This is a genomic window from Paenarthrobacter sp. TAF1 (assembly GCF_052113825.1).
GTDB lineage: Bacteria > Actinomycetota > Actinomycetes > Actinomycetales > Micrococcaceae > Arthrobacter > Arthrobacter nicotinovorans.
Genome location: NZ_JBFRDO010000022.1, coordinates 30,656 through 43,004, shown reverse-complemented (window position 1 = coordinate 43,004; position 12,349 = coordinate 30,656). Strand labels below are relative to the sequence as shown.

Annotated in this window: 11 protein-coding genes and 1 pseudogene; all 12 read right to left on the bottom strand. The window is 62.7% G+C overall.

The window, feature by feature from the left end; genetic code table 11:
• Positions 1–128: pseudogene (locus AB4Y81_RS19340) on the bottom strand (sugar phosphate isomerase/epimerase); the annotation flags it as partial.
• 2 nt (positions 129–130) lie between these two features.
• Positions 131–1,315 carry a Gfo/Idh/MocA family protein gene (locus AB4Y81_RS19335; RefSeq protein WP_434326576.1) on the bottom strand — a complete coding sequence of 395 codons (1,185 nt, stop codon included), beginning with the start codon at positions 1,313–1,315 and terminating at the stop codon, positions 131–133.
• 203 nt (positions 1,316–1,518) lie between these two features.
• Positions 1,519–3,030: a DUF5597 domain-containing protein gene (locus AB4Y81_RS19330; protein WP_434326577.1), complete on the bottom strand. Its 1,512-nt coding sequence runs from the start codon at positions 3,028–3,030 to the stop codon at positions 1,519–1,521.
• 183 nt (positions 3,031–3,213) lie between these two features.
• Positions 3,214–3,855 carry a Gfo/Idh/MocA family protein gene (locus AB4Y81_RS19325; protein ID WP_434326578.1) on the bottom strand — a complete coding sequence of 214 codons (642 nt, stop codon included), beginning with the start codon at positions 3,853–3,855 and terminating at the stop codon, positions 3,214–3,216.
• Complete coding sequence (locus AB4Y81_RS19320; protein ID WP_434326579.1) at positions 3,855–4,223, bottom strand: Gfo/Idh/MocA family protein; 369 nt, start codon at positions 4,221–4,223, stop codon at positions 3,855–3,857. Before AB4Y81_RS19320 ends, AB4Y81_RS19325 begins: the two co-directional genes overlap by 1 nt.
• 1 nt (position 4,224) lies before the next feature.
• Positions 4,225–5,781: an MDR family MFS transporter gene (locus AB4Y81_RS19315; protein WP_441996576.1), complete on the bottom strand. Its 1,557-nt coding sequence runs from the start codon at positions 5,779–5,781 to the stop codon at positions 4,225–4,227.
• Positions 5,778–6,671: a sugar phosphate isomerase/epimerase family protein gene (locus AB4Y81_RS19310; RefSeq protein WP_434326581.1), complete on the bottom strand. Its 894-nt coding sequence runs from the start codon at positions 6,669–6,671 to the stop codon at positions 5,778–5,780. Before AB4Y81_RS19310 ends, AB4Y81_RS19315 begins: the two co-directional genes overlap by 4 nt.
• Positions 6,668–7,072 carry a C-glycoside deglycosidase beta subunit domain-containing protein gene (locus AB4Y81_RS19305; RefSeq protein WP_026547425.1) on the bottom strand — a complete coding sequence of 135 codons (405 nt, stop codon included), beginning with the start codon at positions 7,070–7,072 and terminating at the stop codon, positions 6,668–6,670. The genes AB4Y81_RS19310 and AB4Y81_RS19305 overlap by 4 nt, the downstream gene beginning before the upstream one ends.
• A 7-nt stretch (positions 7,073–7,079) precedes the next feature.
• Positions 7,080–8,633, bottom strand: coding sequence for a GMC oxidoreductase (locus AB4Y81_RS19300; RefSeq protein WP_434326582.1), 1,554 nt, complete (start codon positions 8,631–8,633; stop codon positions 7,080–7,082).
• 54 nt (positions 8,634–8,687) lie between these two features.
• Positions 8,688–9,572: an ATP-binding cassette domain-containing protein gene (locus tag AB4Y81_RS19295; protein ID WP_434326583.1), complete on the bottom strand. Its 885-nt coding sequence runs from the start codon at positions 9,570–9,572 to the stop codon at positions 8,688–8,690.
• Positions 9,569–11,413: a dipeptide/oligopeptide/nickel ABC transporter permease/ATP-binding protein gene (locus tag AB4Y81_RS19290; protein WP_441996574.1), complete on the bottom strand. Its 1,845-nt coding sequence runs from the start codon at positions 11,411–11,413 to the stop codon at positions 9,569–9,571. The genes AB4Y81_RS19295 and AB4Y81_RS19290 overlap by 4 nt, the downstream gene beginning before the upstream one ends.
• On the bottom strand, positions 11,410–12,345 hold the full coding sequence (locus AB4Y81_RS19285; protein ID WP_434328299.1) for an ABC transporter permease: 936 nt from the start codon (positions 12,343–12,345) through the stop codon (positions 11,410–11,412). The genes AB4Y81_RS19290 and AB4Y81_RS19285 overlap by 4 nt, the downstream gene beginning before the upstream one ends.
• Positions 12,346–12,349 lie beyond the last annotated feature (4 nt).

The following is a 12,349-nucleotide window of genomic DNA, read 5'->3' as shown; positions in this document are numbered from 1 at the left end:
GCGTCCAGGTGGTCTCCGGAGACGGCGATTTCCAGGCCGTCGTAGCCCCAGCCCGAGGCAAGGCGCGCGACTTCCTCGAAGGGGAGGTCGGCCCACTGGCCGGTGAACAGGGTGTACGGACGGGACATGGTCAGACTCCTTCAATAGTGAGTGATGTGTGCTCGACGTTGGTAATGACGCTTTTGTTCTTGGCGGACGCTTCCACGGCGGCCAAGACGCGTTGGACCTGCAGCCCGTCTTCGAACGACGGCGACGGGGCCTCACCGGCCGCGATGGCGGTGAGGAAGTCGCGGATCTGGTGCGTGAAGGTGCGTTCCCAGCCGATGATGTGGCCCTGCGGCCACCAGGCTTCGAGGTAGGGGTGTTCGGGTTCATTGACCAGGATCCGCCGGAAGCCCTGCTCGCGGACCGGCACGGTAGCGTCCAGGAAGTTCAGTTCGTTCAGATTCTCCAGGTCGAAGGTCAGAGCACCTGCGGTGCCGTATATTTCGAGTTTGAGGGAGTTCTTCTGGCCGGTCGCGACGCGGGATGCTTCGACCGAGGCGCCCATGTCACCGGTAAGCCAGAACGTTGCCCATACCGCGTCGTCCACAGTGACGTTTTCTAGACCGCCCGGACCGGGCCGCTGAGACACGAACGTTTTCAGCACCCCCGATGCCTCGAGGATGGTCTGTCCGGTCAGGTACTGGATTTGGTCGATGGCGTGGGAAGCGATGTCGCCCAGCGCGCCGGAACCGGCAGTTTCCTTGCGGAGGCGCCAAGTCATGGGGGACTCGGCGTCGGAGAGCCAGTCCTGCAGATAGGCGGCACGGACGTGCCTGATAGTCCCGAGGCGTCCTTCCGCAATCAACTCCCGGGCCAGTGCCAGGGCAGGGACGCGGCGGTAGTTGAAGCCGATCATGGACTGGACCCCGTTGGCCCGCGCGGAGGCGGCTGCGGCCACCATCAATTCGGCCTCACACAATGTGTTGGCCAGCGGCTTCTCCACCAACACGTGCTTGCCCGCTTCAAGGGCGGCGATGGCGATTTCGGCGTGCATCCAGCCCGGCGCGCAGATATCGATGATGTGGATGTCGTCGCGTTCAATCACGGAACGCCAGTCGGTGGCGGACTCTGCCCAGCCGTACTTGGCTGCTGCCTCGGCCACCTGGGTGGCGTCGCGGCCCACGAGCACTTTCTGCTCGAAGGCCGGGACATCGAAGAAACTGGCCACGTTCCGCCACGCATTCGAATGGGCCTTCCCCATGAAGGCATAGCCAATGGCAGCAACCCCCAATGGGCTTTCGTGCTGATTTCCTGATGGTTCTGTCTTCATGAATTTCCTTCCTTTGCAGCTACCGGCTGGCAACGTCGATCCGTCCCGTACGACCAGCACCGCAGGCGACTGCCGTGTTCGGCTGCCGACGAACTGTGGCTGGCTTCAGCCGGCAGGGAAGCCCGGACAAATCGATTTGAGAAGGGCCCTGCCGGGATGGTTCGAAGACATTCCGGGGGTTCTTTACTGCGAGCTGGTTGTTCCTAGCTAATGGTTGTGAGGATGCGGACCCTCACGGCTGTGATGTGTTTGTCTGAAAGGATCTCAAGTCGTTCGTCTCCGTTGAGGAATCGTCCTTCCCGTAACCCGGCATCGGTCACCACCAGCTCCCTCACTGAATCCAGCTCAACCTCACAGCCGAGCTTTTGGAAGTCCACCTGGGCTCCTTGGCCCACCACGATGAACTCATGGGGATTGATGGCCAGGACCATTCCAAAGGGACGGGCATCGCCTGGGGTAGGACCATGGGTAGCAGCAACCGTTTCTTCCAGGAGTTCGGGCGCCGGGGGAACACGAACACCTGCGTCCAAGAGCATTCCTTCGAGGAGCTTCCTGGAATTTCGAACAGTAATTGCGGTACCCGTCAGTTCCGTGCTGATGGAATCCTCATTCGGGTCAAGGGCGAAACCAAAAATTCGGCCGTCGCGCTGGGCATCCACTATCTCTTGAGTAAGGGAAGTGATAATGGAGCAGGCGGCGCTGAACTGGTTACCTTCCCTGCCTTCTTCCACACCGAAGACGTTGTAGCCGAATCCTCCAAAACCGCCAATGGCCAAGAACGCATCTCCAGCTCGGAAACGAGCTTCAGGGATGAACAAGGGATTGGAATCGGAGGCGTATTGCCGCATGACTTCGGCCGAGTTGGGAACGTAGATGTCCGGCGCCAGGAAGTCGATGGCGGGCGCCGCGGCACGCCACACCGGGACCATTCGGGCCGTCGGTCCGCCGCTTGGGTACTGGCCGGGCAGGTCTTGCCCCCGTTGCGGGCCGATCCAGGCGTTTGCGTACGTGGGGAGCGGTAAGACTTCCTTTCCGGCAGCCGCCAAACCTCCGACAAAGGATGCAAATCCCCAGGCCATGAACGTCTCCTCAGCAACGGGGTTGTCATCCCCGAAGTGGTCCGCCCAGCTTTTGCTGCGGTCCGGACTCGAGCCAAGGGCCTGCACAAACTCCTGGTCAAAGGATTCCGGAGTGTGGGAAATCGCAGCAATGAGTTTCTCAGGGAGCGGTGCATTCCAAGCGGCCTCGGCCAGGGCGCTGTGGTCCCTTCCTGCACCCAGCAATCCAACCTCGTTTTCAACCTGAACCATGATGACTGTATGGTCGTGATCGATCATGGCCAGATGCCTCAGCAGGGCAGTGTAGGCGGTTCGGTCCGCTTCAAAGAGGTTTTCAGAGAAGACGGACAGGCTCGGGCGCGGCATGGATCCGGGATACGAGAACGGGGTCTTGAACGGTTTGGCGCCCCTGTCCGCGCGCGGGAAACGTTCACGGTCAGCGCGAACCCAACCGGGTGCATACGTGGAGAAAGCGTTCTTGAACGCCCCGAACCAGATCAGTACCAGACGGACTCCGGTGGACCGGGCGTCCTCTACCAACCCGTCCACGATAGAGAAGTCGAGTTGCCCCTCCACCGTTTCTGTTTGCTCCCAGGACACAGGAGCGATCACCGTGTTGACCCCTGACGTTGCCAACTTGTTCCAGATGGGCGACATGTAGCTCCGATGGGACGCACTCGAATTATGCAGTTCACCCCCGATACAAAGAAACGGCGTCTCCTCAACAATGAGACGGACGTGGCCGCCTGTCCGCTCGAGTCGCGGGAGGTTCTGGTGTTGCATGGTATCTGTCCTTAATGCTTGTTTAGCGTGTTTGAAGTGTGCCGGGTTTCCGGTGTCTTATGCAGAAGGATTGTGGATCTGGTGCCTGATGAGGTCCAGTGTGCGCATGACGGCCAGGGAGTCGCTCAGAGGCATCACGGAACTCTGCGGGCTGCCCGACTCGAGCAGCGCGTGGAACTCGAGAATTTCGTATCTGAGCCCGCCGCCAACAATGGGCGCCTGAATCACGTGTGACTGCTGAAGTCCCGGCCCCCAGGGGTTGTAACGTGCAACAGTCAGCTCGTTGGGGCAATGGTGCGGGGCCGGCAGTTCAATGATGCCTTCGGTCCCTAGTATCCGCGCGTTGTTGGGAAGCACTGTGGACATTGACGAGCTGATGTATCCGGTTGCGCCGTCACTAAAGGACAGAAGCGCCGTCGTGTCCAGGTCCACCCCGCTGCTGCTGCGGCCGAACGCGGCCACGGCAGGTTCATCGCCCAAGAGCCAGTGCGACAGTTGCACAGGGTAAACGCCCATCTCCAGCAGGCTTCCGCCGCCCAATGCGGCGTCATACAACTGTGGCCGTGCCCGCGGCCCCGCCTCCGGAATCGGGAAACCGAAGGACGCTTCAACCTTCCGCACCTCTCCGATTGCACCACCGTCCACCAGCCGCTTCAGCTCAACGTAGGCAGGCAGGAACCGGGACCACATGGCCTCCATCAGCACTGTCCCGGATCGCTTGGCGGTTCGGGCCAGATCGAGGGCTTCGGCGCATGGGTGGCGGTAAACGGCTTCTCCACTAGGACGTGTTTGCCCGCCTCCAGGAATTGCCTGGCATGCTCGTGATGCAATCCTGCAGGGGTGGAAACGTACACCGCATCAATGGCGGGGTCATGGGCGAGGTCCTGAAAGGACAGGTGCTGCTTCGGGACGTCGAATTCGGAACAGAACTTCCCTGAGGCCGCGGCAGTTCGGGACGCTGCCGCAGCGAGGATGGCAGAGGGGACTTCAGCAAGGGTCTGCGCGAATTCACGGGCAATGGTTCCGGTGCCGGCGAGCCCCCATCTCACGATGTTGTTCCCGGGCACGTCAATCCTTTCCTTGCAGGGCCAGATTGGCAGGGTCGGCCAGACCGTCAGCCTCGTCCGCGGGGATCGCGGCTTCATCCGAAAGGCGTCCATCGGGCAGCAACAACGCTGCGATGAAGCCGAGAATGTAGACGCCGGCCAGTGCAAGGAACACGGGAGAAAACACGTCGTGGTAGATCGACGCGATCTCTGCCTGCAGCACGGGGTTGGYGGCGTGGACCAAAGCAGGCGTGAGGGTGTGGGAATCAAGCCCGGCTGGCAGGAGGGAGGCGACGCCGAACCCCACCACTCCGCCTACTACGGCAGAGCCTATGGTGGACCCAATCTGGCCGCTCAGCCCGGCAGTGGCGGTTGCGGTGCCGAGTTCACTGCGTGGTGCAGCACTTTGCACGATTGCTATGGCGAGGCTCATGAACGCTCCTGTGCCGAGGCCGACGAACGCCATGATCGACGCCGGAACCCATAGCGGGACGCCCGCCGGGAGCAAGGACATGGCCCCGAGCCCGAGCGCTCCCATTATTGTCCCGACCAGCGGAAAGACGCGGTAGCGGCCCGTCCGCGATGCCAGCCAACCGGTCAGAAGGTTGCCCACCAACATGCCAAGCACGGTGGCGATGGGAACCAACCCTGAAATGGTGGCACTGACGCCATAAGCCATCTGGAAATATGTTGGCAGGTACGCCGTGGCCGAGATGAGCCCGGCACCCATGACAGCCGAGAGACCCACACCCGCACTGAACGTACGGTTGCGGAACAGGCGGACCGGGATGATCGGGTTGCGTTGGCCACGCTCGACGGCGATCAGGCCGGCCAGCGCCGCGGCGCCGGCACCCACGGCGATCCATGCCGAGGAGTTTGACGAGCTGAACCACGCAACTGCCAGAACCACCGCCACAAGGACAGCTGTGAGCAAAAGTGCGCCAACGCCGTCGAACCGTTTTTTGCCTGCCGGTTCGATGTGCGGAACGGCGATGACCGCCAGGACAAGCGCGGCCAACCCCACCGGGACATTGATCCAGAAGACCCAGGGCCACCCCCAGTTGTCCGTGATCAGGCCTCCCAGGAGCGGCCCGATCAGAATTGCCACCGGAAAAGCGGCTCCAATGAGTGAGAGGTACTGCGGGCGTTGCCTCGGCGTGGTGACCTCGGCAACGATCGTCTGCGACATCAGTTGGAGGCCGGCGGCGCTCATGCCTTGGAACACCCGGGCCGCAACCAGCTGCGTCATGTCATGCGCGAAGCCACAAAGGAACGACGCAGCAACAAAGCCGGCCAGCGCAGCCAGGAAGACAAGCCGCGGGCCGACCCGATCGCCCAGCCCTCCGAGCACCGGGAGCAGGACAGTGCTGGCCAGCGTATAGCCCACCACCACCCAGCTCATGTGCTGGAGGGCTCCAAGCTCTCCGGCAACAGTGGCCAATGACGTCGAAACGATGGTGTGATCCAGTGCTCCAAGGAACGACACCGCCAGGAGCGCTGCCATGAGGAGCCGGAGGCGTGTGGCGGAGATCGGGAGCCTTTTGACGCTGGTGCTGGTGCTGTTGCGGACTCCGGTCACGGCGCCCCGGCGATTCCGGCGTCCAATTGGCGGAGAAGGGCATGCTGCCGGCGCACCTGTTCGATGGAACGGTACGGCAGGCGGTCACCTTCATACTCGCTGGACAGGTAGCCCGACCATTCGTTGTCCTTCAAGGTTTGAACGATCTCCTGCCACGGTATCTGGCCGTCAACGAGGTTCTCGTCAATGTCGAAGAATTTCGCCTGGATGAACGACACGTAGGGGAGGACATCCACCAGGTCCGACATCGGGACGGCGAGGGGTTTGCGCCAGCCTTCCTCCTGGGCTTCTTCGCTGAGGCCGTCATGCTTGGCGGTGGTGATTGCCCTTTGGAAGATGCCGGTATCGATCAGCAGGCGGAAGTTCTTGGACCCGGTCCGCTCGATGAAGGCGATGTACTCGTCCACCACCGGGTGCTTGATGGGAGTGGGCGCATGGATTTCCGGGCAAATGATGAGGTCCAGCTCGGCTGCCAGGTCCAGGTTGCGTTCGATCACCTCTTCCCAGATCGGATGGGGGCGCAGGTCCATGGACACCACACCGATCTTGGGGCGGACCGAGGTGAATCCGAGACGATGGGCCAGCCGGAGATCGCGGGCAAGCATCACAGCACCCTCATCAGCTGTGAGGTCGCGGTGGCGCCACATGCTGGAATCGATCCAGGACCCGTAATTGGTAGGCTCCAGCTGGTATTTTTCGAGCAGCCCGAACCATTGGTCAATCCACGCGGTGGACGGTTCCGGATAGTTGGGCACGTGACCTTCGCCCAGGATCTCGATCCCGGTGGCGCCAATGTCAGCTATTTGTGCCATGGCGTCTTCGAGGGTGAGGACGGTGTTCATATCGCCGGTGTAGCTGTAGAGGGAGACGCCGTACTTGAGGTTGCTCATGCGAGGACCGTGACCTTTCGCTGGGACGTGAAAATTGACGGTTGGAATTCAGCTGGAATGTAGGGTGCGTGCAGCGCGATATCAACGCGCACATCGTGGACACCTACGGCCAGGCCGCCTGCGAGCGGCACCATGACGGTGGCCAGTTCATCGAGCTGCCAGCGGACATCGGTGGACCGGCGCAGTTCCTGGATGCTGAAAGTTCGTCCCTGGAGTGTCCAGCGCGGTACTTCCCGGCTCCATTCCTGGCCGTCTACGGTGACAGCCACGCCGTCGATGAGGCTTCCCCAGACGCCCCGGTAATTGGGCATGCGCAGGGCTATTTCGAAGCCCACCGTGTCCGTTCCTTCCTGGACGTTGCGAAAGCCCCGGCTTTGGATCAGTTCTCGTTCGAGGACCATGTTTTCCTCACTTCTCTGTTGACGTGGTGTTGATTGATTCAGCAATATGGCGTGCGCCGGCGACTGCCAGGGCCACACCGGTCAAGGTGGGGTTGCAGGCCGTGGGGGTCGGAATGACACCGTTGCCGGCAACGAACAAGCCCCTGACATCCCAGACCTGCCCGGTGGGATCGCAAACGGCAGTTCCGTCGTTGGTGGTGCCCATGCGCAAGGTGCCTTGGTAATGCAGAGAGGCCCCGGCAGGGAACGTGAGCGGTTCTTCCCCGAGCGGCTCTCCCAGGGACCGCGCGGCGGCAACAACCGAGTCGCGCGCAGCAGACAGCGTCTGCTCATCACGTTCGGTGAAGGTGTAATGGATGTTCATCGCCGGCAGCCCATATGCGTCCGTGGTGTCTTCGGAAAACTCAACGCGATCGGAGGCCTGAAGGTCCTTGGCGCAGAACCATCCAAGCCCCACGATCGAACCAGGGATGACATCACCTGAGATCGGCACCGGCGAGGCATCGAGCTGCATGACCTGCCCATGGAAGGGCCGCTCATCGGTGAAGGGCACCCAGCTGACACCGCTCTGGGCAGTGATGGTGGTGTCGCGTGAGGAGGCCGCGGGAGTATCGTCCCCGACGCCGGTCAGCCGGACAGCGTGGACAATCTGCGGCTGGTCATTGAGGTAACGGCCCAGTGCTTCCGGGCGGATACCGGAGGCGAACAGCAGCTGCGGGCCGCGCAGGGCATCGGCGGCAACCACGATGTACCGGGCCGCAATTTCGTGCTCGTCTCCGGTCTTGTCGTCACGCACCCGTACGCCGCTGACCTCGTTCCCGGCGGTCAGCACCCGGACGACAACGCTTTCGTCGAACAACTGTGCCCGAGGATTGTTTCGCGTTTCGTCGCCGAACACCACGTCCGCTCCGGACCAGATGAACCGGCCGTCATCGGTGCGGCGGACCGCCAGCGGCATGGGCTGGACTTGACGCCCGGGTGCCCGGCCGCCGTCGAGCGCTGCGGACAACCGCGAGCGGACGAGGTCGGCCAGCGGAGCGTCAGCCAAGGCCTCAGCACTCACGGAGAGCAGGCGTTCTGCCTCCGTCAGGAGCTCATCCATGTCCGGGAGGAAGGCGATGCGCTCGCTTCCACCGGGGCGGGGGCATGCTCCGGTCCAGTGCGCTGCCATGCCGCCAACATTGCTGGAGAAGGCAAGGCCTGGCAGTCCGGCCTCGCCCGGCTGCTGCCAACCGTCGTCGAGGAGGAAAGTGCCTGGCCGCACCGGCCGGGCAACATCGCGGGCATACTCAGCGAGGTCCCCTCCTGTTGGCACGGCACTGACTTTTCCTTCCGAACGGCGCTGGGCGGCTTCGCGGTCCTCCACGCTTGCGATGTTCTTCACGTGCGAACCGGGGGGATCGCTGATGGTTGGACCGGCCTCGAAGATGGCAATGGATGCCTCGGGGCTGAGTTCGGAAAGGATGCGTGCATACGTTGCACCGGCGGGGCCGCTTCCGATGATTGCGACGTCGACGCGGGCTGGATAAGGGCGCGCTGAAGGTACTGCTGTGGTGGTCATGCTGTTCTCCGGGAGTTTGTAGAAGGGAGGGCGCCAGGGCCCTTGGGGGATTACTCAGCCGGCATTTGCGGAAAGTGCGGGCTGAGTGTCGAGAAACAGGCGCCGTTCCCGACGACGCTCGGCTTGGCGGGCCGGGTTGGCGATGGGCGAGGCGAGAAGGAGGGCCTTGGTGTAAGCGTGGTCCGGCTGGGCAATAACGTGGTCCGTGGCTCCGGCCTCCACAATTTCTCCGCGTCGCATCACCGCGACGCGCTGGCTGATGTGCCGCACCACGTCGAGGTCGTGCGTGACGAACAGGAGCGAAACACCGGTCTGCTCTTGTATGTCGGCGAACAGTTGGAGGACCCGCGCCTGGGTGGACAGGTCAAGTGCGCTGACGGGCTCATCACACACAATGAGCTTGGGATTTCGGCACAAGGACCGGGCAATTGCGATGCGTTGCCGCTGGCCACCGGAGAACTCCCGGGGGTAGCGGGTGCTGGCGTTTGAGGGCAGATTCACCACATCCAGGAGTTCCCGGACCCGCCGTTGGGCATCAACCCTGGAGGTGCCCGATACCTGCATGGGCTCCGACAAGATGTCGCTGATGGTCATTGAAGGGTTCAGGGAGGTGTAGGGATCCTGGAACACCACCTGGATATCGCTGCTCAGGGCCCGGCGTTCCTTCTTGTTGAGCTTGGTGATGGACCTGCCATCGAAATGGATGTCCCCACCGCTCACGGGAGCCAGGCCCAGCACGGCACGGCCGATTGTTGATTTGCCCGAGCCGGACTCGCCCACCAGCCCCAGGGTTTCGCCGGGCTTGATGTCCAGGCTTACCCCTTGCAGGGCCCGGAATGTGCGTTTGCGGCCGAACCCGCCCACCTTGTAGTCCACTGTCAGGTCAGTGATCCGCAGGAGGGGCTCTGCGAGGGTTGGGGTTTGGTTGACGGAAGTCATCGTGCACCTTCTGTCTCGGCGGTCAGGCCTGGGTCGATGGGGTGGTGGCCCGGAGTGTCCGACGTCGAATCGAGCGCAGAGTCCAGGAGGAGGCGCGTGTACTCTTCCCGGGGGTTCGCGAACAGGTCATTGACTGCGGCTACCTCCACGATTTCTCCGTTGCGCATCACGGCCACTTGGTCGCAGAGATCGGCTACCACACCGAAGTTGTGCGTCACCAGGACCACGCCCATGCCGCGTTCTGCCTGGAGGCTGCGGATGAGGTCCAGCACGTCCGCCTGGACTGTGACATCCAGTGCGGTGGTGGGTTCGTCGGCGATCAGGAGCTCCGGATTGCAGGACACAGCTCCTGCGATGAGCACCCGCTGCGCCATTCCGCCGGAGACTTGATGCGGGTAGGACTTGAAGACGCGCTCGGGATCGGGAATGCCAACGCGGGCGAGGAGCTTGAGGGCTTCGTCCTTGGCGGCCTTCGCCGAAATGCCCAGGTGGTGCTGCATTGGCTCGGTGAGCTGGGACCCTATGCGGAAGGCGGGATCGAGGTTGCTCATCGGTTCCTGGGGAATGTAGCCGATCCGGGCGCCGCGCAGGCGGTTGCGCTCCTTCGGAGTCATCCCCAGCAGGTCCGCTCCGGCGAAACTCAAGGTTCCCGCAGTCATTTCGGCTTGTCCGGGCAGGAGCCCGAGGACCGAGAAGGCAGTTTGCGATTTGCCCGAACCGGACTCTCCCACCAGGCCAAGGATCTGGCCGCGCTCCACCCTCAAGGAAATGCCCTTGACGACGTCGGCCTTCCCACCGTTGGGGCGGGGATAGGAAACCCGGAGGTCGTTGATGACCAGGAGCGTGTCTCCCGGGTCCACGGTTGCCTTTTCCAGCGGCCGTGCCGGTTCCGGAGTGGAAGCGGTGCGTTTGGCGGTCTTTGACGTCTTTGCCGTCTTGGCGCRGCCGGCCGAAGAGCCGTAATTCGCCAGGGCGTCGCGGAAGCCGTTGCCCACCAGGGTGCAGGCCATGACGGTCAACACCAGTGCGACACTTGGCCAGAGCAGCAACCAGGGAGCGTTGAAGATGTTCTGTGATGCGTCATTGAGCATCAGGCCCCAACTGGCTTTGTCGGAGGAGCCAAGGCCAAGGAAGGCAATGCCTGCTTCGATTCCGATGCCGGCACCTGCCAACAGGGCCGCCTGGATGATGGTGGGCGTGATGACCACCGGAAGGATGTGGCGGACCATGATGCGGATGTCGCTCAGCCCGGAGACCCGGGCAGCGTCCACGTACAGCTCTTCCCGTACGGCCCGGACCGAGCCACGGATCAGAAGGAACACAGAGGGGGCGATCAGTATGCCGAACACCACCAGCGCCAGTGAGGTACTGCGTCCAACTCGGGCCAGCACCACCAGGAGCACCACGATGGCCGGCAGGGAGAGGAGCGCGCCACTGATCCACATGCTGACGCCGTCGATCCATCCCTGGCGGTAACCTGCCAGGAGCCCGGTGGGTACGCCGATCAGCAAGCTCACGGCGATGACGATCGCGGCACTCAAAAGGCTGGTCTGGGCGCCGTACACGAGGTTTGCCAGAACGTCGCGGCCCACACCATCAGCGCCCAGCGGATGCTCGGGAGTGAAAGGGGGCGCGAGCACATCAGCGAGGCGCGTGGCGGTGGGGTCGTAGGAGGAGATCAACGGTGCGAGGACCGCAACCACGGCCAGCAGGACCAGGAACACCAGTGAAATCACTGCGGCAGGTTCACGAAGGAACTTCTTGAACAGGTTGTCGGCCTGGGGTGCGGAGCCGACCACTTCCAGCGACTTTCGGGTGCCGGTGACAAGGTTATCGGTCATGAGACACGAACTTTCGGATTGATCCAGCCTTGCGCCAGATCGACGAGAAGATTGACGACGACCACCAGCACCACCGTGAACAGGACGATCCCGAGCACTACGGGAAGGTCGCCGCGGCCGGCAGAGTTGTTGGCCTGGGTGCCGATTCCGGGGATGTTGAAAACTTTCTCAATGATCACCGAACTGGAGATGGCGACGATGAACATCAGGGACACGGTGGTGAGGCTCGGACCCGCTGCGCTGCGCAAGGCATGCTTGACCACGACGCTTCTCTCGGGGAGGCCCCGGCTGCGAAGTGTCCGGACAAAGTCCTGCTGCATGACATCGATCATCGATCCACGGACTTGCAGGGCAATAGAGGCCAGGGAACCCAACGCCAGCGCGATGACCGGGAGCGTGATGGAGGCCAGCCACTTGCCGGGGGAGTCGGTGAAGGCCGTGAACCCCGTGGCCGGCAGCAGGCGAAGTTGAACAGCGAAAACCAAAGCCAGGACCAGTGCTACCAGGAAGCCGGGAATTGCCTGGACCAGGGTGGACGCCACCTGGAGGCCGCGATCCAGGCGGCCCCGGCGCAACGCCGCGGTAACCCCGATCAACGTTCCGAAACAGGCGGCGAGGATCAGTGATCCGATCACCATGGACAGGGTGGGAGGGAGTGTTTGGGAAAGCAATTCCCCTACGGGCTGGTTGGTGAACCATGACCGGCCCAAGTCTCCGCGCACGGCCGATCCGAGCCACTGGAAGTATTGGGTGATCAACGGTTCATCCAGGCCCAGTTGTTGGCGCTTGGCCTCCACTTGTTCGGCCGAAGCAACAGGCCCCAGCACCTGGCGAACAGGGTCCTGCCCCGTGAGGTTCAAGAGGAAGAACGTCGCAGTGGATATAACGAACATGAGCACCAGTCCTGAGGCCAGGCGGCGAAGGATAAACATCAGC

What these genes read in the sequence shown, in the direction of transcription:
- AB4Y81_RS19310 (WP_434326581.1), bottom strand. Translation starts at nt 6,671, where the DNA reads ATGAGCAACCTCAAGTACGGCGTCTCCCTCTACAGCTACACCGGCGAT.
- AB4Y81_RS19330 (WP_434326577.1), bottom strand. Translation starts at nt 3,030, where the DNA reads ATGTCGCCCATCTGGAACAAGTTGGCAACGTCAGGGGTCAACACGGTG.
- AB4Y81_RS19325 (WP_434326578.1), bottom strand. Translation starts at nt 3,855, where the DNA reads ATGGAGGCCATGTGGTCCCGGTTCCTGCCTGCCTACGTTGAGCTGAAG.
- AB4Y81_RS19295 (WP_434326583.1), bottom strand. Translation starts at nt 9,572, where the DNA reads ATGACTTCCGTCAACCAAACCCCAACCCTCGCAGAGCCCCTCCTGCGG.
- AB4Y81_RS19335 (WP_434326576.1), bottom strand. Translation starts at nt 1,315, where the DNA reads ATGAAGACAGAACCATCAGGAAATCAGCACGAAAGCCCATTGGGGGTT.
- AB4Y81_RS19285 (WP_434328299.1), bottom strand. Translation starts at nt 12,345, where the DNA reads ATGTTTATCCTTCGCCGCCTGGCCTCAGGACTGGTGCTCATGTTCGTT.
- AB4Y81_RS19300 (WP_434326582.1), bottom strand. Translation starts at nt 8,633, where the DNA reads ATGACCACCACAGCAGTACCTTCAGCGCGCCCTTATCCAGCCCGCGTC.
- AB4Y81_RS19305 (WP_026547425.1), bottom strand. Translation starts at nt 7,072, where the DNA reads ATGGTCCTCGAACGAGAACTGATCCAAAGCCGGGGCTTTCGCAACGTC.